Origin of the sequence: Brucella ciceri (genome assembly GCF_041930145.1) — a bacterium.
In the GTDB taxonomy this organism is placed as follows: domain Bacteria; phylum Pseudomonadota; class Alphaproteobacteria; order Rhizobiales; family Rhizobiaceae; genus Brucella; species Brucella intermedia.
In genome coordinates, this window is the sequence record NZ_JBHEEV010000006.1 from 79,194 (window position 1) to 103,313 (window position 24,120).

The following is a 24,120-nucleotide window of genomic DNA, read 5'->3' on the forward strand; positions in this document are numbered from 1 at the left end:
AATTGCCGCTCGACGGCGGTCGTCAGATACCCTTTGCGACAAGAAGGCGCGCTCGGTCAAGATCAGCCTGCGTGTCAACGCCCAGCGGCACGGTCTTCACCAGGTCCACATCAATGCGCATTCCGGCTTCGAGAGCCCGCAATTGCTCCAGTTTCTCCCGCTTTTCCAAAGGCGACGGCCCAAGCTTCACAAAGCGTTCGAGTGCCGGGCGGCGATAGGCGTAAAGGCCGATATGATGATAGAGCGGACCGTCGCCATAGGGCGCGGTTGCGCGGGTGAAATAAAGCGCGCGCAGGCGGCTGTTGCCTGCCAGCGGCGAGCCCACGATCTTCACCACGCTCGGATTGGTCTTTTCCGATTCTTCCTCGATTTCGACGCCAAGCGTCGCAATGTCGGCAGGTCCGTCTTCCAGCGGCAGAAGCGCGCGGCGGATGATGTCCGGATCGATGGTCGGCAGGTCGCCCTGAACATTGACCACCGCATCGACCTCGCCCGCGGGATCGACTTTCAAAAGCGCTTCATAAATGCGGTCGGAACCGGATTCGTGATCCTCGCGCGTCATGATCGCTTCGTGGCCATGTGCGGTCACGACCGAAAAAATCTCCTCGCTGTCGGTAGCAACCACCGTCCGGCCCAGCTTCGCAGCCGCTGCGCGATCGGCCACATGGACGATCATCGGCTTGCCGCAAATATCGGCAAGCGGCTTGTTCGGCAGGCGCGTGGAGGCCATCCGTGCGGGAATCAGCGTGAGGGTCTTTAAGGTCTGCAGCATGATCGCCTCTTGAGAATAATAAGGTCGCGAACGCCTTGTAACGCGCTTCGCCGGTGCTGGAAATGCATCAAAAGTGTCAAAAAGTCACGGGTCCGGTCACCCTTATAGGTGTTGCATCGCCCTGGCAAAAGACCTAGTTTCCGCCCGATGCCGGGGAGAGAATTGTGACCTTTATTAAAGGTTTGCATGCCGGCTAGGAGAGCGTTCTCGGGGAGAGCGTTTTGGTAGAGGGAGCGCTGACCGGCGATGAATTCAACCCGGACTAACAAGTTTATCATGGCTTTTCTGGCAACGGTTTTCGTTGTCATGACGACGGGCATCCTGTCCGATTCGCTGTTTCACTCGCCTGCGCCTGAAAAGCCGGGCTTTGCCATCGAAGCGGCGGAAGCCTCGACCGGCGAAGGGGGAGCTGCACCGGCCAAGGAAGAAGTTTCGATTGCGACCTTGCTGCAGTCTGCCGATCCGGCACGCGGTGAAACCGTCTTCAAGCGTTGCGCTGCATGCCATACCGGTGAAAAGGGTGGCGCCAACAAGGTGGGTCCGCATCTGTGGGATGTCGTGAACCGTCCGGCTGCCTCCGTTGAAGGTTTCGGCTATTCGGCTGCGATGAAGGAATTCGGCGCTGCGGGCAACAAGTGGGACTTTGAACATCTCAACAAGTTCCTGACCTCGCCGAAGGGCTTCATCAAGGGCACGGCCATGGGCTTTGCCGGCGACAAGAAGGACAACGAACGCGCCGACCTGATCGCTTATCTGCGCACGCTGTCCGACAACCCTGCCCCGCTGCCGACCGCCGATGCCGCACCTGCTGCTGGCGGCGATGCCAAGCCGGCCGAAGGCGAAAAGCCAGCCGAAGGTGGCGCACCTTCTGGCGCACCGGCAAGCGGCGAACAGAAGCCTGCGGAACCGGCTCCGGCGAATTAAGCCAACGAGACAAAATGATCAAAGCCCGGCTCGCCGGGCTTTTTTCTTGCCCGCATCAAATTTCTTGCCCGCATGCCTTTCTTCCTCCGCAAAATCCCATAAGACTTCTCCTAATATATCCGAAACAGGAACGGAGAGGCTGGATGAGAGCTTTTTGGGCGGGTGCGTTCGCGGTAGCCATGCTTGCGAGCACGGTTTCTATGGTTCACGCAAATGACGCGGAACCCCAATGGCGCTATTCCTCCAGCCTGCTTGGCGAGCCCAAATATCCAGCCGATTTCAAGCATTACGACTATGTGAACCCGGATGCGCCGAAGGGCGGCACGCTGAACATGGTTGCCGTCGGCACCTTCGACAGTCTCAATCCGTTCGTGGTGCAAGGGGTTCCTGCCGCGGGCCTGTCGGACTTCGGCGGCGGGATGCTTTACGATACGCTGATGACGGATTCGGCCGATCAGGCCTCGACCCAATATCCCGTGATCGCCGAAGCCCTGCAATATCCCGACGACTTTTCATGGGTGAAGTTCAAGCTCAATCCCAAGGCGAAATGGCATGACGGCCAGCCGATCACGGTCGATGACGTGATCTGGTCGTTCGATGTGCTGAAGAAGCAGTCGCCGATGTACAACAAATATTATGGCGACGTGGAGAAGGCGGAAAAGACCGGCGAACATGAAGTGAAATTCACCTTCAGCCAGAAGGGCAACCGCGAATTGCCGCAGATCATGGGGCAGCTTGCCGTTCTGCCCAAGCACTGGTGGGAGGGCAAGGACGCGCAGGGCAAGCAGCGCGACATCACCCGCCCGACGCTCGAAATCCCGCTCGGCTCCGCCGCCTACAAGATCGAGAGCATGACGCCGGGACGCTCCATCACCTGGGCGCGCGTCGACGACTATTGGGGAAAGGATCTGGCCGTCAATGTCGGGCGCAACAATTTCGACCGGCTGCGCTACGAGTATTATTTCAACGAGGACGCGACCTGGGAAGCCTTCAAGAAGGGCGGCCAATACGATTATCGCAACGAGAATCGTGCCCAGCGCTGGGCCGAGCAGTATAATTTCCCGGCAGTACAGCGCGGCGATGTCGTGAAGGCCTCTTTCCCCTACCATGCCGTCGGGCGCATGCAGGGCTATTTCCTCAATATGCGCCGCGACAAGTTCAAGGACCCGAAGGTGCGTCAGGCCCTGACCTATGCCTTCGATTTCGAATCGATGAACCGCCTGCTGTTCTTCAACCAGTACCAGCGCATCAACAGCTATTTCGCGGGCAATGAACTGGAACTGAGCGGCCCGCCGACACCGGCAGAGCAGGCGATACTGGAAACGGTGAAGGATTCGCTTCCCGCCGAGGCGCTGACCAAGGAATTCAAGCTGCCGGTCTATGACACGCCGCAGGCAACGCGCGATAACCTGCGCACCGCCCTGAAACTCTTTTCGGAAGCGGGCTGGACATTGCAGGGCAACAAGCTCGTCGATGCCAAGGGCAATCCGTTCACCATCGAATTTCTCGGCAAGGACCCGACCGACGAGCGCATCTACAACCCGTTCGCCGCAAGCCTGCGCAAGATCGGCATCAACGCGACGGTGCGCATCGTCGATACGGCGCAATTTCAGGCCCGCGTCAACGATTTCGACTATGATGTCATCACCTCCGTCATCCCGCAAAGCGCCTCGCCTGGCAATGAACAGCGCGACATGTGGGGCTCCAAAGCTGCCGACTTCAAGGGCAGCCGCAATTATGCAGGCATCAAGAATCCAGCGATCGACAAGCTGATCGACCGCGTCATCTATGCCAAGAACCGTGACGAACTCGTCGCCTCGACCCACGCGCTCGACCGGGCTTTGCTGTGGAACTATTACGTCATTCCGCAATGGTATTCCGACAAGATCAACGTGGCCTATTGGAACAAGTTCGGAATGCCTGAAAAGCAGCCCGATTATATGGGGATTGACCCGTTCTCCTGGTGGATTGACCCTGCGAAGGAAGCCAAGCTCAAGACCGGCAGTGAATGAGGGCCGACGAGAATGACAATCCTTCGCATGAATCGCCGCCATTTTCTGGGGCTTTCGGGAGGTGCCGCTCTTGCGCCGTTCCTGCCACCAAGGGCCTTTGCCGACATACGAACGGGAAAGGCCCTCCACGGACTTTCGGCTTTCGGCGACCTGAAATACGGTCCTGATTTCACCCATTTCGACTATGCCAGCCCCGAAGCGCCGAAGGGCGGCACCTTCAATTTCGCGCCGTCGAGCTGGGTCTGGAACCAGAACACCGACACGTTCAACACGCTCAACACCTTCACGTTCAAGGGCGACGCGCCGCCGCGCATGGAACTGACCTTCGATACGCTGATGGCTTCGGCGCTGGATGAGCCGGATTCTGTCTATGGCCTCATCGCGGAAAGTGCGACGCTTTCGAAAGACCGCCGCAGTTGCACTTTCAAGCTTCGCAAGGAAGCGCGCTTTCACGATGGCTCGCCGATCACGGCGAAGGACGTGCTGTTCACCTATACGACCATCAAGCAGAAGGGCCATCCGACGCTGCGCCAGTCTCTGACTGGCGTGGAAAAGGTGGAGGCAACCGGCAATCGGGAAGTGCGCATGCGCTTCGTCGAAGGGCGCGGGCCGAATGCCATCCTCGACGCCGTGACGGTGCCGATCCTGTCGGAAAGCTGGTTCAAGGATCGCGACTTTGAAGCCACGACCATGGAGCCGGTACTGGGTTCCGGTGCCTACAAGGTCGGCAACTTCGCCGCCGGCCAGTTCATCGAGTATGAGCGCGTCGAGGATTACTGGGCGAAGGACCTGCCGGTGCAGAAGGGCTTCAACCATTTCGACCGTATTCGCATCGAGTTTTTCCGCGACCGCCAGCCGCAATTCGAAGCCTTCAAGAAAGGCAGCATCGAGTATCGCGAGGAAACCGTCTCCAAGAACTGGGCGACGGCCTATGATTTCCCGGCCATCCAGCAGGGAAAGGTCGTCAAGCGCACCTTTCCGCCGGAAAAGCGCCCGCTGATGCAGGCCTGGGCGCTGAACCAGCGCCGCGAACGGTTCCGCGATCCGCGCGTGCGTGAAGCAATCGCGCTCTGCTTCGACTTCGAATGGACCAACGAGCATCTTTTCTACAATGTCTATGCGCGTTCCCAATCCTGCTTCAACGGATCGGATTTTCAGGCAAGCGGCCTGCCGACGCCCGATGAGCTGAAGGTGCTTGAACGCTATCGCGGCAAACTGCCGGACGCGGTTTTCGGGGAGGCCGTGCTGATGCCGGTTTCCGACGGAACAGGACGGGACCGGAAACAGTTCGCGCAGGCCATCAAGTTGCTGGAGGAAGCCGGTTTCGAGCGCAAGAACGGCCAGTTCCATGACAAGGACGGATCGAAGTTCGCGCTGGAAATCCTGAGCAATTCGGAGGGATTTTCTCGCGTATACAATCCCTATGTGCAGAAATTGCGCGCCATCGGCATCGACGCCAGCCTGCGGCTTGTCGATGCAAGCCAGTATCAGTCGCGCATGCAGGATTTCCAGTTCGACATGGTGGGCATGGCGTTGCAGTTCAGCCCCACGCCGACACAGGAATCGCTTGCCGGCATATTCGGCTCCGAATCGGCCAAGGTGCCGGGCAGCTATAATCTTCCCGGCACGGAAGATCCGTTGATCGATGCGCTGATTGCGGATATCGGCAAGGTTTCGACGCGTGAAGAACTCGTCGCCACGATGCGGGTGCTCGATCGGTACTTGCGTATCCGACGCGACTGGATTCCAAATTGGACGACAGCGAATCATCTCGTGGCCTATTGGGACCGGTTCGGTTTCAAGGAGCCGAAGCCCGATTACGGCTTTCCCGTCGAGACGCTGTGGTGGATAAAGCAATGATTGTGAATGACGAAAAGGCAGAAGCTGTTGGCAAGCCACAAGACTGAATCGAACCTGCGGAGAAAAACGGGCTGATGGGCGCTTACATTCTCCGCCGTCTGCTTCTGATGATCCCGACGATTTTCGGCATCATGGCCATTTCCTTCGCCGTCGTTCAGTTCGCCCCCGGCGGTCCGGTCGAGCGGGTGATCGCGCAGCTTTCCGGACAGGGCGGCGACGCACTCGACCGCCTTTCGGGCGGTGGCGGCGATTTCGGGCAAAGCGCTGTCGACAGCGGCTCGGTCAATTCCAAATATCGCGGCGCACAGGGGCTTGACCCGCAATTCATCGCCGATCTGGAAAAGCAGTTCGGTTTCGACAAGCCGCCGCTGGAACGTTTCGGCCAGATGCTGTGGAACTATCTGCGATTCGATTTCGGTCGCAGCTATTTCCGCGATATCAGCGTGATCGACCTCATCAAGGAGAAGATGCCGGTTTCGATCTCGCTCGGCCTGTGGCTGACCTTTCTGTCCTACATGATTTCGATTCCGCTCGGCATCCGCAAGGCGATCAAGGACGGGTCGCGCTTCGACACCTGGACAAGCGCCGTCATCATCGTCGGTTATGCGATCCCGAGCTTCCTTTTCGCCATCCTGCTGATCGTGCTTTTTGCGGGCGGCTCTTTCTTCGACTGGTTCCCGCTGCGCGGCCTTACCTCACCGGATTTCGCGCAGATGTCGTTCTGGGGCAAGATCGGCGACTATCTGTGGCACATGGTGCTGCCGGTGACCGCACTCGTGCTTTCCGCCTTCGCCACCACGACGCTTTTGACCAAGAATTCGTTTCTGGAAGAAATCCGCAAGCAATACGTGACCACGGCACGCGCCAAGGGGCTGACCGAGAATCAGGTTCTCTATCGCCACGTCTTCCGCAATGCGATGCTGATCGTGATTGCCGGTTTTCCGGGCGCATTCATATCGGCCTTCTTTACCGGCTCGCTTCTGATCGAAACGATCTTCTCGCTCGACGGGCTTGGTCTCCTCGGCTACCAGTCGGTCATCAACCGCGATTATCCGGTGGTGTTCGCCAATCTCTTCATCTTCTCGCTGATCGGGCTTCTAGTCGGCCTCCTTTCCGACCTCACCTATACGTGGATCGATCCGCGCATCGACTTTGACCGGAGGGACGTCTGATGACCGACACCCCCTTGTCGCCCGCCGTTCCCGTGAAACGCCCCTTTCTGTCGCCGCTCAACAAGCGCCGCTGGCAAAATTTCAAGGCGAACAAGCGCGGTTACTGGTCACTTTGGATATTCCTGTTCCTGCTCATCGCAGCGCTTTGTTCCGAGTTCATCGCCAATGACCGGCCCATCCTCGTTTCCTACAAGGGCGAGCTGCTGATGCCGGTTTTCGTCGATTATCCGGAAGAAAGATTCGGCGGCTTTTACGCCGTCACCGATTATCGCGACCCGGTGATACAGGACGAGATCAACGCCCATGGCTGGGCCATCTGGCCACCGATCCGCTATTCCTACAACACCGTGAACAACGAGATACCGGAAGCGGCTCCGTCAAGGCCGTTCTGGCTCTATTCGGCGGAAGAGCGCTGCCAGCGTTACCCGCAGGGCGTGGAAGACCCGAATTGCCGCTTCGGCAATTTCAACCTGCTCGGCACCGACGATCAGGCGCGTGACGTCTTTGCGCGCGCGCTCTACGGCTTCCGCATTTCCGTGCTTTTCGGCCTGATCCTCACCTTCTTCTCCGCCATTATCGGCGTGACGGCAGGTGCGGTTCAGGGCTATTTCGGCGGCTGGGTCGATCTTCTGTTCCAGCGCTTCATTGAAATCTGGTCCTCGATCCCGGTTCTCTACCTGTTGCTGATCATCGCGGCGATATTGCCGCCCGGCTTCTGGGTGCTGCTCGGCATCATGCTCCTGTTCTCATGGGTCGCCTTCGTCGGCGTGGTGCGCGCGGAATTCCTGCGGGCGCGAAATTTTGAATATGTGAATGCAGCACGCGCGCTCGGCGTGAAGAACGGCACGATCATGTGGCGGCATCTCCTGCCAAACGCCATGGTGGCGACACTGACCTTCCTGCCTTTCATCCTGAACGGCTCGATCACCACGCTTACCTCGCTCGACTTCCTCGGCTTCGGCCTGCCGCCCGGCTCGGCTTCGCTCGGCGAACTCCTCGCCCAGGGCAAGAACAATCTCCAGGCCCCCTGGCTCGGCATTACCGGCTTCGTGGTCATCTCGCTGATGCTGTCGCTCCTGATCTTCATCGGTGAAGCAACACGCGACGCCTTCGATCCGCGAAAGGCATTTCAATGAGCGAGCCGATGAGCGGATCAATGAACGATTCTGGAAATAATACGCTGCTTTCCGTCCGCGATCTGTCCGTCGCATTCCGCCAGAATGGCGAGGAACGCATTTCTGTCGACCGGGTATCCTTCGACATTGCCGAAGGCGAAACGGTAGCGCTGGTGGGTGAATCGGGATCGGGCAAGTCCGTCTCGGCCCTGTCGATCCTGAAACTGCTGCCCTATCCGTCCGCCAGCCATCCTTCCGGTGAAATTCTCTTCAATGGCCGCGACCTGATGAAGGCCTCGGAGCCGGAACTGCGCCGTGTGCGCGGCAACGACATCACGATGATCTTTCAGGAGCCTATGACTTCGCTCAATCCGCTGCACAGCGTGGAGCGTCAGATCGGCGAAATCCTGAAAATGCATCAGGGCATGGGCGTTGAGGCAGCGCGGGCGCGAACGCTGGAACTTCTGCACGAAGTCGGCATTCGCGAACCGGAGAAGCGCCTGTCCGCTTTCCCGCACCAGCTTTCCGGCGGGCAGCGCCAGCGCGTCATGATCGCAATGGCGCTTGCCAACAAGCCGAAACTGCTGATTGCCGACGAGCCCACCACCGCGCTCGATGTTACCGTGCAGGCGCAGATATTGAAGCTGCTTGCCGAACTGAAAGCCGCACAGGGCATGTCGATGCTCTTCATCACCCACGATCTCGGCATCGTGCGCAAGATCGCCGACAGGGTCTGCGTGATGAGCAAGGGCAAGATCGTCGAGACCGGGCCGACCCGGGATATTTTCGAGAACCCGCAGCATCCTTACACCAGGCACCTGCTTGCCGCAGAACCGAAGGGCGAACCGCCCGCCGCCGATCCTGCTGCCAGAACGGTGATGGAAGGCAAGGATATTCGCGTCTGGTTCCCGATCAAGAAGGGCTTTTTGCGCAAGACCGTCGACCATGTGAAGGCGGTGGACGGGATCGACGTGAACCTGCGCGCCGGCCAGACGCTCGGCGTTGTCGGCGAATCGGGTTCCGGCAAGACGACGCTTGGCCTGGCGCTTTCACGCATGATCTCATCCAGGGGCGAGATCAATTTCGACGGTCGCGACATCGCGAAGTTCAGCTTCAAGGACATGCGCCCGCTGCGCCGCGAATTGCAGATCGTGTTTCAGGACCCGTTCGGGTCGCTGTCACCGCGCATGACCATCGCCGACATCATCGCCGAAGGGCTTCTGGTGCACGAGCCGAAGCTTTCAGCGGACGACCGCGATGCGCGCGTGATTGCCGCGCTCAACGAGGTGAACCTCGACCCGGAAACACGCTTCCGCTACCCGCACGAATTTTCCGGCGGACAGCGCCAGCGCATCGCCATTGCACGCGCCATGGTGCTGAACCCGAAATTCGTCATGCTGGACGAGCCCACCTCGGCGCTCGATATGAGCGTGCAGGCGCAGGTGGTCGATCTGCTGCGCGCATTGCAGAAGAAGCATGATCTCGCCTATCTTTTCATAAGCCACGACCTGAAAGTGGTGCGGGCGCTGGCAAATGACGTGCTGGTGATGCGCAACGGCAAGGCGGTGGAATATGGCGCGGCGAAAGATGTGTTTGCCAATCCGCAGACCGAGTACACCAAGACACTGATGGCAGCAGCTTTCCATATGGAGGCGACCGAAGGGGGAGTGAGGCAATGACCGATACCAAAGGCAATATCCTTCTGGCGATCACAGACTGGGACCCGGAAATCTGGCTGAAGACGTTTCGCGATCACGCGCCGGACCGTCCGGTGGTGACGGATCGTGCGGAAAACGATCCCTCCATCAAATATGCGCTCGTGTGGAAGCAGAAGCCCGGCTCGCTTGCCAACCTGCCTAATCTGAAGGTCATCTTCTCGCTGGGTGCAGGCGTCGATCACGTCTTCCGCGATGACCGGATTCCCGATGTGCCGCTGGTGCGCATCATCTCCGACGATCTCACCATGCGCATGACGGAATATGTCGTCTGGCAGGTGCTGGATCATCACCGTCTCGGACAGCGTTATCGCAAGCAGCAGCAGAACCATGTCTGGCACGAAGATCGCCGCCAGCCAGCCGCGCATGAGGTAACGGTCGGAATCATGGGCCTTGGCGTGCTCGGCCGCGATGCGGCTGAAAAGCTCAAAACCCTTGGCTTCAATGTCACCGGCTGGAGCCGCCGTCCGCAGGAAATCGACGGCGTTCAGACCTATCATGGCAAGGACGGCTTTGCGAAATTCCTCAAGACGGCCGACATCTTCGTCTGCCTGCTGCCGCTGACGCCCGACACGAAGGGCATCCTCTCCATGTCGATGTTCGCGCAGTTGAAGAGCGACGGGCCGCTTGGCGCTCCGGTGCTGATCAATGCCGGACGCGGCGGATTGCAGAACGAAGCGGATATTCTGGCAGCACTTGATCGCGGACTTCTTTCGGCAGCTTCCCTCGACGTGTTCACGCAGGAACCATTGCCGACCAGCAGCCCGCTCTGGGATCATCCGCGCGTGACGATCACCCCGCATGCGGCGGCAAGCTCATCCGCCACCGCCCTTGTGCCGCAGATCATCCGACAGATCGAAGCCTTCGAGCGCGACGGGACGCTGGAGCACGTCGTGGACCGCAACACGCAATATTAGAGCGGTTCCTGTTCTGACAGAATCGCCGGGACCGCTCTAACTATTTGTTTTATCGCATTATCCAACGCATCGAAGCGGGATAGGAAATCAGTCCAGTGAACTGATTTCCCCGCGTAGACGTTTCACACTTTTGCTGGAAATGCTCTAAAGCCGCCTTTGTCGTCTCTTTTCCCTCATCCTGAGGAGCCTCCTGAGCCTGTCGAAGGAGGCGTCTCGAAGGGCTGAGGGAAAACGCACAACGCCTGCCCTCGGCCCTTGGACAGGCTCAGGATGGTGACGGCGAAAAAGACGCATAAGCCCGATCTGGAATGGTCAAGCAGTAATCCCAATCGTTCCGTCCTCGCCGACCGTCACCCGATGGCCAGCGAGTTGCTTTTGCGCCTCGCGGTCGAGTTCAACGGCGACGGGCACATCATGGCCCATTTCACGGGCAACGATGAGGCCGAGCAGCAGGATCGCATCAGGCTCGTGCAGGACAATGGCTGCGGGCGCGTGGCCGCTATGGACCAGTTCCAGCAGAACGGCAGCGGCTGACGACGAGCCGATGGTTCCCGGCAGGCACAGCACGCGCCCGGCGATGTTTTGCCCATGTTCCGGATGACGCACATCGGCAATCCGCCCGCTTTTCGGATCGACGCCGCCCCAGAAGCTGATCGGCGCGGAGAGAACCAGCGCCTCGGCATCAGCGGCCTTGCCAGTAACGAGTATAGAAGTTTTCCCGATACTCATGCTGCCTGCCTCCCGAAAACCGGCCTGCCTGCGACAGCGCTTTCCACGCATTCCTCCAGCGAACCGTAAAGCACACCATAACCGGTATTGCCGGGGGCATAATGGGCGAACTTGCCGGAATTGGTCATCAGGATTGCGTCATCCTTAGCTGGCAAAATAGGTGTGACGACGACGCAAGTATCAGCGACGATGACGACGCCTGCCCTTTCCAGTGCTTGCCTGCGCCCGTCTTTCTCCAGCTCGGCCAGCGCATGACGGCCCGTACAGGCATAGAGCGGGACAGCGAGCTTGCGTTGCGCTATGGCGCGCTCCAGACGGTCGAATTCCGTTATCGAAAGATGCGGACTTCCGATGGCGACCGCATCGATATGGTCCACCCGCTCGACGGTCGAAAGGCGCTTGCGCGTCGCCTCGACCATGTCTCGCGTGACGCGGATGACGCCCTCCGGTTCCTGATGCAGCAAGGCCGTTTCAAGATCGGGGGCTTCCGGCGTCACGCCCGCAATATGGAACAATCCGACCGCGCCCACCGATGCCGAGGCCGCACCGAAGGCCTTGAGATCATCTTCATCGGGATGGACGAGACTGCCCGCGACGACACCGATATTCGTTCCCACGCTGCGACCGAACAGATTGCCGAGAATGGGCCAGGCCACCTCCGAAGACAGGAAGGCAGGATCGAGCGCCGAAATATCGATCACCACCGTAGCGCGGCGGTTTTCGGTGCGATGAAGACCATAATCGGGGGCGCGTCCTGCAATGGCGCAGGCGATATCCAGAAAATCGCCATAGCGATTGGTGCGCGCGCCCAGAACCGAATTGCAGAACACGACCGCATTGGATTCGCCCCATGCGACATCGGTTCCCTGTGCTGGCCTGTGGCCTGCCTGATAAGGCGCGCAGGTCCATGTCGGCTCGCAGCCGAGCTTGATGTAGGCGCGCATCATGCGCCTGGCCATATCCGCCTCGTGAGCTGGCAAAAGATTATGCGAACAGCCGGTCAGATCGATGGAACCGACATTGAGTGTGGCGCGCACCCTGACCTTCGCGCCGCCCTCTACAAGCTTCTCTGCAAAAAGCGTTCCGCTATCGCCGTGATAGAGCGCCCCGTCGATATGCGCCGATGCGACAGGGATAAGACGCGGCGCACCCATCAGCCGCGCAGTGTCGGCCACGATGCGCATCGCCATCGCAGCGCCTTCCCCCTGATCGCCTGCGGCTATCGACCGCTCTTCATCGGTTAATGTCAGTGCCACGCGTGATCTCCTTGCGCATGGTTATGGATGTGGGGCGGCTATAGCCCGGATGCGCGTTTTCCGCGATCTTGCGATATCCGAGCTTCTCAAACACCGCCCGATTGCGAGCAAGCTCGATACGCACCTGCAACTCAATCGAGGGCTTGCCTTTTGCAAGCGCAACATCTTCCGCCTTTTGCATCAGCAATCGCCCAATGCCTCTTCCCTCAAAAGCGGATGCGACGGCAAGCTTGCCGAGATAAAAGCCGTCGGCCTTTTCCCGTATGAAGACACAGCCGACAAGTCTGCCATCAAGAAAGGCTGCAAAGCCGGTTTCTTCCTCGGCCTTCTGCCGCAAATTTTCCGCCGTCAGCAAACCTGCTGATGAGGGCGGATCGATCACGCCGCCCATATAGGCGAAGCTGTCGCGGATCATGCCGAGCAATTCTTCCCACTGCTCGAAATTCCCGCCAATAACTTCGACACGCAGAGCCGTCATTTCGGTTTGCGCGCCTTATAGCGAATGGTTTCGAAGCGGACATTCAAGGCATTATAGAGCAGCAGCCGACCGACCAGCGGCTCGCCGATGCCGGTGATGAGCTTGATGACTTCCATTGCCTGCAGACTGCCGATCACACCCGGCAGGACGCCCAGCACTCCGGCTTCGGCACAGGTCGGCACCGTTCCGGGCGGTGGCGCTTCCGGGAAAAGATCACGATAGGACGGGTTGGGCGTGCCATCGGGGCCGTTTGCGTATGGCATCAGCACCGTGACCGTGCCGTCGAAACGGCCCATTGCGCCGGTCACCAGCGGGCGACCGACTTTGGCCGCGGCATCGGCCAGAATATAACGCGTGGTGAAATTGTCCGAACCATCCACCACAACGTCGTAATTGCCGATCAGGGCTTCGGCATTGTCCGCATCGAGGCGGAGCTGATGCCCTTCTACCCTCACATGCGGGTTGATGCTGGCAATGGTGACGAGCGCGCTTTCCACCTTCGGCTGGCCGACGCTTTGCGTATCGTGGATGACCTGCCGCTGCAGGTTGGACAGCGACACCGTGTCATCGTCGATGATGCCGAGCGTGCCGACACCAGCCGCTGCCAGATATTGCAGCACAGGCGCGCCAAGCCCGCCTGCGCCGACGATCAATATGCGGGCGGCCTTCAGCTTCTGCTGGCCCGGCCCGCCGATTTCGGGCAGCACGATATGGCGCGCGTAGCGTTCGAGTTCTTCGGATGAAAAGGGCTTCGATGGTGCGTTCATGGTCGGCAAACATATGCCTCTGCCGACCCGCTGTCAGCGGATATTTTGCCTCAGAGCGGGGTAAGCGTGCCAGCCGCCACATTGAAAAATTGCGCTTCCCCTTCAAGCGCCTCAAAAAGCGCCCGATCGGTGCCAGTCATGAAGGCCTGCCCGCCAAGCTCATTAAGGATGCCGAAGAGTGCGGCGCGGCGTCCCGTATCCAGATGCGCGGCGATTTCATCGAGCAGGAGTATGGGTGCCATGCCGGAAAGCTCCGCCGTCAGCCGCGCATGGGCAAGCACCAGACCGATCAGCAGGGCCTTCTGCTCGCCCGTGGAACAAAGGGCGGCAGGCATCGCTTTGGGGCGATGCTGGACGATCAGATCGGTGCGATGCGGACCTTCCAGCGTGCGGCCCGCCGCCCGGTCGCGTGCGCGGCCATCGCGCAGGGTGCGGCGGAAATCCTCTTCAAGATCCAGCGCCGCCTCGACACTGATTCTCTGCTCCAGCGTTCCTTCCAGAAAGCAGTCAGCCTTGGGAAACGGCCCTTCGGCTGGCAGCCGCTCGATCATCGCCGCGATCAGGCGCATGGCTTCGGCGCGGGCGGCTGCGATGGCCGTGCCCAGTTCAGCCATCTGGCTTTCTATCGCATCCAGCCATTGGTCGTCACCGCTGCCGTCGCTCAGCAACCGGTTGCGGCTGCGCATTGCCCGTTCATAATCGAGCACGCGCTTGCCGTGCGCGGTATCGATGGCGAGCACCATGCGGTCCAGAAAACGTCGCCGGTCGGAAGCGCCTCCGGTGAACAGCCCATCCATCGACGGCACCACCCAGAGAATGCGCGCATAATCGAGCAGATCGTCGCCGGAAGCGGCAATACCGTTGATGCGGACCTTGCGGCCACCCTCGCCGCCGCCAGCGGTGCCGGTGCCGATCTCGGCCTCGCCATAGATCATGCAGTCAAGCGCGGCATGGATGGCAAAGCCATCGAGCGAACTGGTGCGTGCGACATCGTCATAAGCAGCGCGGCGCAGGCCGCGCCCCGGCGACAGAAAGGAAACCGCTTCGATCAGATTGGTCTTGCCGGAGCCGTTTTCGCCGGTCAGCACCACGTGGCCGGGGCCAAGCGGCAACGACAGTTCCGCATAGTTGCGGAAATTGACAAGCTTAAGCCGCCGGATCGAAACGCGATCCGGGCGGCTTTGATCAGACTCGGGCCTATTCACTTTTCTGTTCTTTAAACACGCATAGGCATGAGAACGTACAGCACATCTTCATCGCCCGTATCGCGCACCAGTGTCGGCGAGCCTGCATCGGCCAGCATGAAGACCGCATCGGAACCCGAAAGCTGACTGGTGATATCGAGCAGGTATTTCGAGTTGAAACCGATATCGAGCGGATCGGCATCGTAATCGGCAGCAAGCTCGTCGGTTGCGCTGCCGGAATCGGGATTGTTGACGGTAAGCGTCAACTGGCCATCGGCGATGGAGAGCTTCACTGCGCGGCCACGCTCGCTGGAAATGGTCGAGACGCGGTCGACGGAGGCTGCGAATTCCTGGCGGCCGATGGTGAGCTTCTTGTCGTTGCCGGATGGAATCACACGCTGGTAATCCGGGAAGGTGCCGTCGATCAGTTTCGAGGTGAGCACCACCGAGCCGACCGTAAAGCGGATCTTGGCGTCCGACAGTTCAACCGTAACGACCACTTCCGGCACATCGACCAGCTTCTGCAGTTCGGCGACCGTTTTGCGCGGGATGATGATGCCCGGCATGCCTTCGGTGCCGGACGGCGCTTCCAGTTCGGCGCGCGCCAGCCGGTGGCCGTCGGTCGCGACAGCGCGCAGCTTCAGCGCGCCATCGCTTTCGATGGCGTGGAAGAAAATGCCGTTGAGGTAATAGCGGGTTTCTTCCGTCGAAATCGCAAACTGCGTGCGGTCGATGAGGCGCTTCAGCGCCTGCGCCTCGATCCGGAAGGAATGGGTGAAGGCGCCAGCGGTCAATTCCGGGAAATCGGACTGCGGCAGGCACTGCAGGCGGAAGGACGACTTGCCGGATATGACCGACATGGAACCGCCATCCGGGTTGTTCGAGAGCATGACTTCGGCGCCGTCGGGCAGCTTGCGGACGATGTCGTAGAGGAGATGCGCCGGAACCGTCGTGGCGCCAGCCTGCTCCACCATGGCGGCCGTCGCTTCATTGACCTCAAGATCAAGATCGGTCGCCTTGAGCGCGAGGCTTGCGCCCTCAGCCTGCAAAAGCACGTTCGACAGAATCGGTATCGTGTTGCGGCGTTCCACGACGCGGTGGACGTGATTGAGAGATTTGAGAAGGTTCGATCGCTCTAGGGTAACACGCATGTTCAAACGCACTCGCTCGCTGGGACAGGGCAACTGCATCTGACGGGCAGGCAGGCGGCCCCTGTCGATAAGGCGCCCGGGGCGCCAGAAGGTCCGTTAAAGTGGCAGATTTTTAAGGAGAAAAGCAAGCCCGCGCCGTGTCGGAAAGCGACAGGGCCCGGGCTTTTTGTTGATAACCGCCGTTGATAGCGGGGAAGGTCGGATCGCCGCATCGGCCTTTCCGAAAATCGATTCCGATTTTCGGGCCGATGCCGGGATCAATGCTCGGGCCGACGCCGGGGCCGGTCAGGCGGCCTGATCGTTGATAAGGCGCTTGAGAAGCTCCAGTTCCTGGGCGAGCTTGGTATCGGCACCGACCAGATCCTCGATCTTGCGCACGGCGTGAAGAACCGTGGTGTGATCGCGACCGCCGAAGCGGCGACCGATTTCCGGCAGGGAACGCGGCGTCATCATCTTGGCAAGATACATTGCCACCTGACGCGGCTTGACGATGGTGCGTGTGCGGCGGTTCGACAGCAGGTCCTGCTTCGAGACATTGTAATGCCGCGCGACGATGCGCTGGATTTCTTCGATGCGGATACGCTTCGGTTCGCCGACGCGGGTCAGGTGACCGAGCAGTTCATCGACGCGGTCGATGGAGATATTCGGCTCGAAGGACTGGCGGAACAGAAGCTGGTTGAAAGCGCCTTCCAGTTCACGGCCCGATCCGGTGACAGTGCGGGCAACATGGGAGAGAATCTCTTCGCCAATCGTGAGGCTCGGATCTTCCGCCTGCGCTGCGGCCAGTCGGCGGCGCAGCATTTCGACGCGCATCTCATAGTCCGGCGCGGCCACTTCAAGCGCAACGCCGCCCTGAAGTCGCGAACGGACACGCACATCAAGCGATTCCAGTTCGGAAGGCGCACGGTCGGCGGCGACAACGACCTGCTTGGCGCTGTCGAGCAGCGTGTTCAGGAGATGGCAGAACTCGTGCTGGATCGACTTGCCCTGCAGGAACTGCATGTCGTCGATAACGAGAAGGTCGATATCGCGAAGCTGTTCCTTGAAGGACAGCGCATTGTTGTCGCGGATGGCGGTGGCGAAACGCCACATGAAATATTCTGCCGTCAGATAGACGACGCGGGCCTTTTCTTGGCGCTGGAGCGCGGCGGCGGCGATCGCCTGCAGAAGGTGAGTCTTGCCGAGACCTACGGAAGCATGGATGAACAGCGGATTGAAGCGAACAGCGCTGGAACCGGCCTCCGCAATGGTGCGGGCAGCGGCGAGCGCCACGCGATTCGATGCGCCATCGACGAAGCTGTCGAACGTATAGCGGGGATCGAGCGGCGAGCCGAGCACGGCACCCGAAGCCGCCGATTCTGCGACAACGGCGGAACCGCGCTTGTCGCCCACCGGTTGGCCGCCAAAGGACTGGCCGAGCGGGAACACCATCTTTTCGCGCGGGGCGACGACCGGCTTGTTCTCGGAAGCTTCGCAGGCTTCGACCGGAGCGGCGCTGCGCACCACGCGGCTTACGCCACGTACCACGACTTCAACCTTCAGAATCTGCGGGTTTTCTTCCTGCCACAGCTCGGTCAGCAGTTCGGAATAGTGATTGTTGATCCAAGAGCGCAGGAAGGCCGTCGGAACCGACAGGCGGACAATGCTCTTGGAGATGTCGTCGAGCTTAAGACGACCGAACCAACTGGAATAAATCTCGGTGCCGACGCGGGCTTTCAGCTTTGCCGTAAGGCGCTCGAAAACCTCATCACCAGCGTTGCCGCTCAACTCGACCAGGCTCTTGTCATTTCCGGTAGCAGAAGATCCGTGGATACGGTTCGCATGTGCATCATCACCCATCGTTGCCGTCGATTTGCCGGTCATCATTGCCATCGTCTCGCCTGCCTTCACATTCGTACGCGCCGTTTTCTGGCGCTTGTCATTTTTTCCTGTCCGCGCCGCGGATTATCATCCGTCTGGCCAGCAGGTACTCACTCACAAAGCCCGGCTCGAAAGCTCTGGGCCAAACACAAACTCAAACGGTCCCATCAGGACCAACACCCGGATACTCCTTCCCGGCGACCTTTTTACGACTCACAACACTTTTATCGGAGGCTGATTGCCCGGAAAGAAATCCGCCACAACCATTCAATTGTCGGGGACATGCCTAAAACGGCATTCCGGTTAATGAATGGTAAGCAATCAACCATGAGGATCAGGACCTTACGACCAGAATATAACACCCGCGGGCTGTGACACCCACGCCGACAAACTCGTTATTTGATGCTAACTCCGGGCCGATGGCCCACCCCTCTTATGTCCTGACTTTAGCGAAGCCTCGCAGCAAAGGGCAAGCCTCAGAAAACCACATTTTTTTACTGAAAGCTCTTGCAGGGCCTCCCCACAACAGGGGGGAATCGGATGCCAGCGAAATAACACCTTTGGATTCAATGCGTTTTCATAGGACAATTTTTAGGTGGTCCTGATATGTTCCGTCCGAAAAATAAATTTAAAAAAAATTCTTGACTCAAACCCACTTCCGAGTCCCTAAACCCGCCTGTGGATAACAGTGGATAAGAATCTGCAACCATTTGAAAATACTAATCAAATCAACACTCACAGGATTGACGCCCCTCTCAAAAATTCCAGCTAGTCATTGAAATATCTCTTCAATTGGAGATGGAAAGAAAGAACGCCGGTTGTCCAAAAAACGCTCAAAAAAGAAAACCCGGCTAACAATGAGCCGGGTTTCGAAACTGATCCATAAGAATGGATGAATATTAGGCGTTGAGAGCCTTAACGCGATGGGCAAGGCGCGAGACCTTACGCGAAGCGGTGTTCTTGTGCATCACGCCCTTGGAAGCTGCGCGCATCAGCTCAGGCTCAGCAGCCTTGAATGCGAGTTCTGCAGCCTGCTTGTCGCCGCTCAGGAGAGCGTCTTCGAGCTTGCGCACAAAGGTGCGAACGCGCGAACGGCGGGACTTGTTGATTTCGGTGCGGGCAGCGATCTTGCGCACTGCCTTCTTGGCCGAAGGAGTATTGGCCATAAATGCCTCTCTTTTTTCTGTCAGCTAGCCAGGGGCAAAAACCGCCGGGCACAAAACCTCTAGGGCAGCCGAGAAAAATCCTTTGGGCCGCCGATCCGTGGGCGGGCTTATAGATCAGCTTTGGGGCGGCGTCAACGTGGATTCTGCCTCAAAGCTCGATCATAGAGCCGCAAATCCGGCCCAAAAGCCCAATAAAAGCACAATAAAAGCTCAGCGGAAGCAGCCGGAAGACTTCCACGACGCTCTTGTCGGGGCAGCCTGTCGGCCGCCAAACCGATCAATCAGCGATTCTTGAACGATGGCGTGCGCTTGTCGATGAAGGCCGCCATGCCCTCCTTCTGGTCTTCCGTCGCAAACAGGGAGTGGAACTGGCGGCGCTCGAAACGAAGCCCTTCGCTCAGCGTCATTTCATAGGTGCGGTTGACCGCTTCCTTGACCATCAGCACGGAGGGACGCGAGAAGGATGCAATGCGTTCGGCAGCCTTCAAAGCCTCTTCCAGAAGTTCCTCCGGCGCGACCACACGCGAGACCAGGCCGCTGCGTTCGGCTTCCGCCGCATCCATCATGCGTCCGGTCAGGCACATATCCATTGCCTTGGACTTGCCCACATAGCGGGTGAGACGCTGCGAACCGCCCATGCCGGGCATGACGCCGAGGGTGATTTCGGGCTGGCCGAACTTGGCGTTGCTGCCGGCAATGATGAAATCGCACATCATGGCAAGTTCACAGCCGCCACCGAGCGCATAGCCCGAAACCGCCGCGATGATCGGCTTGCGGACACGGTCCACCTTCTGCCAGTCGGCGAACATGTCCTGAAGATAGGCGTCCACGAAATCGATAGGCTGCATTTCCTTGATGTCGGCACCGGCGGCAAAAGCCTTTTCGGAGCCGGTGAGGACGATTGCGCCTATCTTGCCGTCCGCATCGAAAGCGCCGAGAGCTTCCGTCAATTCCTCAAGCACCTTGCGGTTCAGCGCATTGAGCGCCTGCGGACGATTGAGACGAATGAGGCCCACGCTGCCGCGTGTCTCAACGATGATCGTTTCATAGGCCATGAATTTGAACTCCTCCATCAACGGCTGGCTGGTTGGCGGGCAAAGTGGACTGGCAGGACTTCTTTTTCAAGCATTCATTGCTGGCAGGAGGCACAGAAAAAAGTCGAACGTCCCGACTGTACCGCCCGTTCCACAAGGCCGTTGCAGGCAGGATTTCGGCAAGGCTCGCCCTCGCGCCCATAGACGGAGAAGGAGTGCTGGAAATAGCCGAGCGCACCATCTGCCTGAATATAGTCCTTGAGGGTTGAGCCGCCTGCGGCAATGGCTTCCGCAATTACGGTTCGGATGTCGGAAGCAAGCCGCTCCATGGTTTCGGGGTCCTGTGCGACGGAACCGGCGGCACGCATCGGCGACAGGTGGCTGCGCCAGAGCGCCTCGCAGACATAGATATTGCCGAGACCGGCTATCAGCCGCTGGTCGAGCAGCGCGGCCTTGAGGGGTGCCTTGCGGCCAGCGAAGAGTTCCGACAGGACAGCGCCCGAAAGCAGATTGCCCGTCGGCTCTATGCCAAGGCCCGCAAGCAGCGGATGACTGTCGAGCGTGCCTTCTTCGGCAAAGAGCATGAAACCGAACCGCCGCGGATCGTTATAGACCACGCGGGCAGCGCCGCCATCGGCACGCTGAAGGTGAAACACCACATGATCATGCGCACTCAGCTTGGAACGCTCGTGATGGAACTGGCCGGGCGTATCGCCGCCGTCATCCATCTCGATGCGAAACGACCCCGACATGCCCAGATGGCTGATGACGGAAAGGCCGTCATCAAGATGGATCGTGAGATATTTTGCGCGGCGCCCGAGCGCTGAAATGCGCCGGCCCGAAAGACGTTGGGCAAAACGGTCTGGAAAGGGAAAGCGCAGGTCCGGGCGGCGCTGTTCGACCTGGCTGACGGTCGCGCCTTCCATGACGGGCTGCAGACCACGGCGAACCGTCTCGACCTCTGGTAATTCGGGCATTGAAAACTCATCCTGAACAAGAGCCGTGCATCGGCTTTGCCCTTATATGTTGAGTTTTGCCCGCAATGCCAAGATGCTCAGCAATTGGTGCAGGGGATCGTGTTCGTATAGCGCGGCGCCAGATAATAGGTTTCGCTCATCGGAATGCTCGTCGAAATCCATGAATTGAGGGGCTTGTAGTCAAGTTCGACATCGACCTTGATGAAATAAGAACCTTCACTCACGAGCGTGGAGGGAATGGTGCCGGTGCTACCCTTCTTCACGGCAAAATCCGCCGCATTGGCGTAGGACCAGTCGACTTTCGGCGTCAGGTTGTTGGCGGTGCCATCGATCCTGATCGCGGTGATCCTTATCTTCGGGCTGGTCCGCCCATAGGGCAGAAGCGAAGCCCGGCTGATGTTGAACATGTCGTCCAGATCATTCTTCGTGACCGACAACTGGCGGGCGACCAGATCGGCAAGGGCGCTCGCCGAGCGCGACACTTTCTTGTTCGTGTCCACCCCATCGGCAAGGTCGACGGAACCCAGGTAAATCAGAAGCAGGAGCGGCGCGATGAGCGCGAACTCAACCGCTCCCAGGCCGCGCCGGTCACTCAGAAAATTCCGAAGATAGTTACGCATGACAATGATCGCTCCGGTGATCGCTCTGAGGATCCCTCTGGAATGCATCCCGAAAAGTTTGAACCGGTTTCGGGGCGCGTTGGTTATCTCAGTTCGGGAAAGGCTCGTTCTGCCAGGTAAGCGTTGCAAAAAGCGGCATCGTGCCGCCTGCAGCATGGGGACTTTGCATCAGATAGAGGATGTTCGTCAGCACCGGCCATGCGTAAACAACGTTGAGCTGGTTGATGGTGGAGGTTCCGCTCGTCCCGGTAATGCCCGTCCGCGTGAGCTTGCCCTCTTCATCGAGAATCGTGTCCGTCGGAACCTGGCCGAACCCTTCATAGGTTCCAAGATTGAACGAAAGATTGGGACAGCCGGACGCGACCATGAACTGCATCTGCTGGCAAAGTTCATTGCGCAGGGCGTCTACGCTGACCGGGGCGTCTTTGATCTGGATGCCTCCGATCCTGCCCGACGTCTGCAACTTGCGAGCCACGGTCTCCGTCGCATTGGCTATGACCTGGCGCGCCGCAAAACTCACGCCGATCTCGATCGTCGCGAAGACGATGAGGAGGAACGGAACGATGAGCAGCACGAATTCCACCGCTGCCACGCCATTTTGCGCACGAGGGAAACGGCGCAGGCATACGCCCACCCGCGCAAGGCGACGCGCCAATATCTCCAAAGTCATAACCCCACCCAATTCTGCCTGAACTCGATCAAGAATTCGATTGGGCGTATAGTTACAACAGGACAACCTGAAAGAGTATTAACGCAAGCCCCGCCTCACGCACGAATATCGCTATTTGTCGTCGAAGCCGTTCTTCGTCGAAGCTTTTTCGCAATAGGGTGTGCAGGAAAGCGTTTGCACTTCGGCCTGCCGATAAATCCGCGTCGTTCCGCGTGTGTTGCGGGAGACGACCAGTTCACGGTCGAGGATCGGTTCGCCCTGTTTGTCCATGACGACAATATTGGTGACGCCGAAATCCTTGCCAGTCAGGACGATGGTCTGCGCGTCCTGAACGACTGCATCGGCGATCGACGGATTGCCGATCACGACGCTGTCGGCGGGACGCGCCAGCCGCAAAATGCGCGCCTGGCTGGTTTCAAGGGCGATATAGTCTTCCGCGGATGCCTGTGCGACAGCAATCACGGCCATGAAAGCCGCGCCCATGGCAGGCACCACGCCGAAGCCACCCAAAGAAAACAAACGACGCCCCACGCGACATTCCCCCGCTGATATAATGGGCCAAGCTCATGAAGCCCCATCAATATAATGAGCAAAGAATGAACGGGATTGGTGAAGGAAGAATTAAGTCGCCACCCATCGGTGCAGACCGCGCCCGCAATTCGTCAAAGATTAACCAATCGCGCGATTGCCGCCGTGTCGCGAGCGCCGCAGCACTTCATTAACCATACCTGTTAAGAGGGCCACAATTCCTCTCTCCTATGCTTCAGCACATCCGAAATTAAAGCGCACTCCCAAAAACCAAGCGCGATCGGGACAGCGAGGAGCATGCGATGCCGACATTGATGACGCGTTTCATGAAGAACAGGGCCGGTTCGACAGCGATCGAATATGCGCTGATCGGCACGCTCGTTTCCATTGCGATCATAAGCGGCGTTGCGCTCATGGCCGGCAGTGTCGGCGAAAAATTCAACGAAACGGCGAGACAGTTCGAACAGGCGACGAACCGCTAGGCATAAGAACAATTCCGTGCAGACGGTGGGGTGACAGTTGACGCGGGGGCGGCAATGACAGCAATGGCCATTACGGCAACAGTTATGACGGCAATCTTCGCTCTGGCAATGGTGACGGCGATGGTCACCGACCTGACGTCGATGACGATCCGCAACCGTGTTTCCATCGGGCTGACGCTCGGTTTTCTCCTGCTCGCGCCACTTTGCAGCATTTCCCTTTCCGATTTCGGCTGGCATCTGGCGGTTGGCGGCATCGCGCTCGTCATCACCTTTGCCCTCTTCTGCCTTCGGGCCATGGGTGGCGGTGACGCCAAGCTGATCGCGGCGACGGCCTTGTGGTATGGCCCCGATCCCAGCCTCATGGATTATCTCGTGATGGTTTCGATCCTCGGCGGCGTGCTCACGCTCACGATCATCTTCTACCGGATGGTTCCGCGCCCGCTTCTGGCTGACCGCTTTGCATTCATGGGTACGCTCGCCCGCAAGGATGTAGGCATTCCCTACGGCATTGCGCTTGGCGCTGCCGGTCTCTGGACATTTCCGCTGACGCCCGTCGGAGAATCGATGAAAGCCTTTATGGTTGGAATCTTTTGAACGCTTTGGCGCACAACGCCTACGTGTAATTTCAATCTTTCTTTATGCGAATAAGATTATATTAACCATAATTACACGATTGCCAGTGCAATTTTGGAACACGTCATCAAGGCGTGGGGATTTGCGCGGGGCATATC

The 24,120-nt window shown here is 59.0% G+C and carries 23 protein-coding genes; 9 read left to right on the forward strand and 14 right to left on the reverse strand.

Features of this window, described 5'->3' with window-relative positions; genetic code table 11:
* Window positions 1–22 precede the first annotated feature (22 nt).
* On the reverse strand, window positions 23–772 hold the full coding sequence (locus JNC63_RS13395) for a 3-deoxy-manno-octulosonate cytidylyltransferase (protein WP_374846403.1): 750 nt from the start codon (window positions 770–772) through the stop codon (window positions 23–25).
* A 246-nt stretch (window positions 773–1,018) separates the two neighbouring features.
* Here JNC63_RS13395 and JNC63_RS13400 point away from each other — a divergent pair, with 246 nt between their 5' ends.
* The 7 genes from JNC63_RS13400 (at window position 1,019) to JNC63_RS13430 (ending at window position 10,487) form a co-directional block, all read left to right on the forward strand.
* Window positions 1,019–1,696: a c-type cytochrome gene (locus JNC63_RS13400; protein WP_063619883.1), complete on the forward strand. Its 678-nt coding sequence runs from the start codon at window positions 1,019–1,021 to the stop codon at window positions 1,694–1,696.
* 143 nt (window positions 1,697–1,839) lie between these two features.
* Window positions 1,840–3,708 (forward strand): extracellular solute-binding protein, encoded by a 1,869-nt coding sequence (locus JNC63_RS13405; RefSeq protein ID WP_063619882.1) that lies wholly within the window; start codon window positions 1,840–1,842, stop codon window positions 3,706–3,708.
* Window positions 3,709–3,720: 12 nt separating this feature from the next.
* Window positions 3,721–5,568, forward strand: coding sequence for an extracellular solute-binding protein (locus JNC63_RS13410; protein ID WP_063619881.1), 1,848 nt, complete (start codon window positions 3,721–3,723; stop codon window positions 5,566–5,568).
* 74 nt (window positions 5,569–5,642) lie between these two features.
* Window positions 5,643–6,740, forward strand: coding sequence for a microcin C ABC transporter permease YejB (locus JNC63_RS13415; protein WP_021587664.1), 1,098 nt, complete (start codon window positions 5,643–5,645; stop codon window positions 6,738–6,740).
* Window positions 6,740–7,876, forward strand: a complete 1,137-nt coding sequence (locus JNC63_RS13420) for an ABC transporter permease (RefSeq protein ID WP_006465728.1) — start codon at window positions 6,740–6,742, stop codon at window positions 7,874–7,876. The genes JNC63_RS13415 and JNC63_RS13420 overlap by 1 nt, the downstream gene beginning before the upstream one ends.
* Window positions 7,877–7,884: 8 nt before the next feature.
* Window positions 7,885–9,534 carry an ABC transporter ATP-binding protein gene (locus tag JNC63_RS13425; RefSeq protein ID WP_063620062.1) on the forward strand — a complete coding sequence of 550 codons (1,650 nt, stop codon included), beginning with the start codon at window positions 7,885–7,887 and terminating at the stop codon, window positions 9,532–9,534.
* Window positions 9,531–10,487 carry a 2-hydroxyacid dehydrogenase gene (locus JNC63_RS13430; protein WP_063619880.1) on the forward strand — a complete coding sequence of 319 codons (957 nt, stop codon included), beginning with the start codon at window positions 9,531–9,533 and terminating at the stop codon, window positions 10,485–10,487. Before JNC63_RS13425 ends, JNC63_RS13430 begins: the two co-directional genes overlap by 4 nt.
* Before the next feature lie 312 nt (window positions 10,488–10,799).
* Here JNC63_RS13430 and JNC63_RS13435 read toward each other — a convergent pair whose 3' ends face one another.
* From JNC63_RS13435 to JNC63_RS13495, 13 genes are all read right to left on the reverse strand, one after another.
* The gene (locus JNC63_RS13435; RefSeq protein ID WP_063619879.1) at window positions 10,800–11,216 is read right to left on the reverse strand and encodes an aconitase X swivel domain-containing protein; all 417 of its coding nucleotides are present in this window, start codon (window positions 11,214–11,216) and stop codon (window positions 10,800–10,802) included.
* A complete protein-coding gene (locus JNC63_RS13440) occupies window positions 11,213–12,472 on the reverse strand; it encodes an aconitase X (protein ID WP_171053446.1) in 1,260 nt (419 codons plus the stop codon). The genes JNC63_RS13435 and JNC63_RS13440 overlap by 4 nt, the downstream gene beginning before the upstream one ends.
* Complete coding sequence (locus JNC63_RS13445; RefSeq protein ID WP_063619878.1) at window positions 12,450–12,950, reverse strand: GNAT family N-acetyltransferase; 501 nt, start codon at window positions 12,948–12,950, stop codon at window positions 12,450–12,452. Before JNC63_RS13445 ends, JNC63_RS13440 begins: the two co-directional genes overlap by 23 nt.
* Entirely contained in the window at window positions 12,947–13,717 is a 771-nt protein-coding gene (locus JNC63_RS13450) for a molybdopterin-synthase adenylyltransferase MoeB (protein WP_063619877.1), read from the reverse strand. Before JNC63_RS13450 ends, JNC63_RS13445 begins: the two co-directional genes overlap by 4 nt.
* Window positions 13,718–13,767: 50 nt before the next feature.
* Window positions 13,768–14,922 (reverse strand): DNA replication/repair protein RecF, encoded by a 1,155-nt coding sequence (gene recF / locus JNC63_RS13455; protein WP_063619876.1) that lies wholly within the window; start codon window positions 14,920–14,922, stop codon window positions 13,768–13,770.
* 11 nt (window positions 14,923–14,933) lie between these two features.
* Complete coding sequence (gene dnaN, locus JNC63_RS13460; RefSeq protein ID WP_063619875.1) at window positions 14,934–16,052, reverse strand: DNA polymerase III subunit beta; 1,119 nt, start codon at window positions 16,050–16,052, stop codon at window positions 14,934–14,936.
* Window positions 16,053–16,337: 285 nt separating this feature from the next.
* A complete protein-coding gene (gene dnaA / locus JNC63_RS13465) occupies window positions 16,338–17,918 on the reverse strand; it encodes a chromosomal replication initiator protein DnaA (protein WP_063620060.1) in 1,581 nt (526 codons plus the stop codon).
* An 893-nt stretch (window positions 17,919–18,811) separates the two neighbouring features.
* Window positions 18,812–19,078, reverse strand: a complete 267-nt coding sequence (rpsT, locus tag JNC63_RS13470; RefSeq protein ID WP_006465717.1) for a 30S ribosomal protein S20 — start codon at window positions 19,076–19,078, stop codon at window positions 18,812–18,814.
* A 281-nt stretch (window positions 19,079–19,359) separates the two neighbouring features.
* A complete protein-coding gene (locus JNC63_RS13475) occupies window positions 19,360–20,133 on the reverse strand; it encodes an enoyl-CoA hydratase (protein WP_006473077.1) in 774 nt (257 codons plus the stop codon).
* 74 nt (window positions 20,134–20,207) lie between these two features.
* Window positions 20,208–21,089, reverse strand: a complete 882-nt coding sequence (gene mutM, locus JNC63_RS13480) for a bifunctional DNA-formamidopyrimidine glycosylase/DNA-(apurinic or apyrimidinic site) lyase (protein WP_063619874.1) — start codon at window positions 21,087–21,089, stop codon at window positions 20,208–20,210.
* 77 nt (window positions 21,090–21,166) lie between these two features.
* A complete protein-coding gene (locus JNC63_RS13485) occupies window positions 21,167–21,709 on the reverse strand; it encodes a TadE/TadG family type IV pilus assembly protein (RefSeq protein ID WP_063619873.1) in 543 nt (180 codons plus the stop codon).
* A gap of 88 nt (window positions 21,710–21,797) precedes the next feature.
* A complete protein-coding gene (locus JNC63_RS13490; protein WP_021587651.1) occupies window positions 21,798–22,379 on the reverse strand; it encodes a TadE/TadG family type IV pilus assembly protein in 582 nt (193 codons plus the stop codon).
* Window positions 22,380–22,490: 111 nt separating this feature from the next.
* Window positions 22,491–22,910: a pilus assembly protein N-terminal domain-containing protein gene (locus tag JNC63_RS13495; RefSeq protein WP_006468183.1), complete on the reverse strand. Its 420-nt coding sequence runs from the start codon at window positions 22,908–22,910 to the stop codon at window positions 22,491–22,493.
* 299 nt (window positions 22,911–23,209) lie between these two features.
* Between JNC63_RS13495 and JNC63_RS13500 the strand changes: the two genes are divergently transcribed.
* The gene (locus tag JNC63_RS13500; protein ID WP_025090657.1) at window positions 23,210–23,389 is read left to right on the forward strand and encodes a Flp family type IVb pilin; all 180 of its coding nucleotides are present in this window, start codon (window positions 23,210–23,212) and stop codon (window positions 23,387–23,389) included.
* A gap of 63 nt (window positions 23,390–23,452) precedes the next feature.
* Window positions 23,453–23,983, forward strand: coding sequence for an A24 family peptidase (locus JNC63_RS13505; protein ID WP_063619872.1), 531 nt, complete (start codon window positions 23,453–23,455; stop codon window positions 23,981–23,983).
* The last annotated feature ends 137 nt before the right edge of the window (window positions 23,984–24,120 follow it).

Coding starts and splice junctions, on each gene's coding strand:
- JNC63_RS13475 (WP_006473077.1), bottom strand. CDS start 20,133: ATGGCCTATGAAACGATCATCGTTGAGACACGCGGCAGCGTGGGCCTC.
- JNC63_RS13405 (WP_063619882.1), top strand. CDS start 1,840: ATGAGAGCTTTTTGGGCGGGTGCGTTCGCGGTAGCCATGCTTGCGAGC.
- JNC63_RS13505 (WP_063619872.1), top strand. CDS start 23,453: ATGGCCATTACGGCAACAGTTATGACGGCAATCTTCGCTCTGGCAATG.
- JNC63_RS13395 (WP_374846403.1), bottom strand. CDS start 772: ATGCTGCAGACCTTAAAGACCCTCACGCTGATTCCCGCACGGATGGCC.
- JNC63_RS13435 (WP_063619879.1), bottom strand. CDS start 11,216: ATGAGTATCGGGAAAACTTCTATACTCGTTACTGGCAAGGCCGCTGAT.
- JNC63_RS13410 (WP_063619881.1), top strand. CDS start 3,721: ATGACAATCCTTCGCATGAATCGCCGCCATTTTCTGGGGCTTTCGGGA.
- dnaA (WP_063620060.1), bottom strand. CDS start 17,918: ATGATGACCGGCAAATCGACGGCAACGATGGGTGATGATGCACATGCG.
- JNC63_RS13430 (WP_063619880.1), top strand. CDS start 9,531: ATGACCGATACCAAAGGCAATATCCTTCTGGCGATCACAGACTGGGAC.
- JNC63_RS13500 (WP_025090657.1), top strand. CDS start 23,210: ATGCCGACATTGATGACGCGTTTCATGAAGAACAGGGCCGGTTCGACA.
- JNC63_RS13400 (WP_063619883.1), top strand. CDS start 1,019: ATGAATTCAACCCGGACTAACAAGTTTATCATGGCTTTTCTGGCAACG.
- JNC63_RS13425 (WP_063620062.1), top strand. CDS start 7,885: ATGAGCGGATCAATGAACGATTCTGGAAATAATACGCTGCTTTCCGTC.
- rpsT (WP_006465717.1), bottom strand. CDS start 19,078: ATGGCCAATACTCCTTCGGCCAAGAAGGCAGTGCGCAAGATCGCTGCC.
- JNC63_RS13450 (WP_063619877.1), bottom strand. CDS start 13,717: ATGAACGCACCATCGAAGCCCTTTTCATCCGAAGAACTCGAACGCTAC.
- JNC63_RS13420 (WP_006465728.1), top strand. CDS start 6,740: ATGACCGACACCCCCTTGTCGCCCGCCGTTCCCGTGAAACGCCCCTTT.
- dnaN (WP_063619875.1), bottom strand. CDS start 16,052: ATGCGTGTTACCCTAGAGCGATCGAACCTTCTCAAATCTCTCAATCAC.
- mutM (WP_063619874.1), bottom strand. CDS start 21,089: ATGCCCGAATTACCAGAGGTCGAGACGGTTCGCCGTGGTCTGCAGCCC.
- JNC63_RS13445 (WP_063619878.1), bottom strand. CDS start 12,950: ATGACGGCTCTGCGTGTCGAAGTTATTGGCGGGAATTTCGAGCAGTGG.
- JNC63_RS13415 (WP_021587664.1), top strand. CDS start 5,643: ATGGGCGCTTACATTCTCCGCCGTCTGCTTCTGATGATCCCGACGATT.
- JNC63_RS13490 (WP_021587651.1), bottom strand. CDS start 22,379: ATGACTTTGGAGATATTGGCGCGTCGCCTTGCGCGGGTGGGCGTATGC.
- JNC63_RS13485 (WP_063619873.1), bottom strand. CDS start 21,709: ATGCGTAACTATCTTCGGAATTTTCTGAGTGACCGGCGCGGCCTGGGA.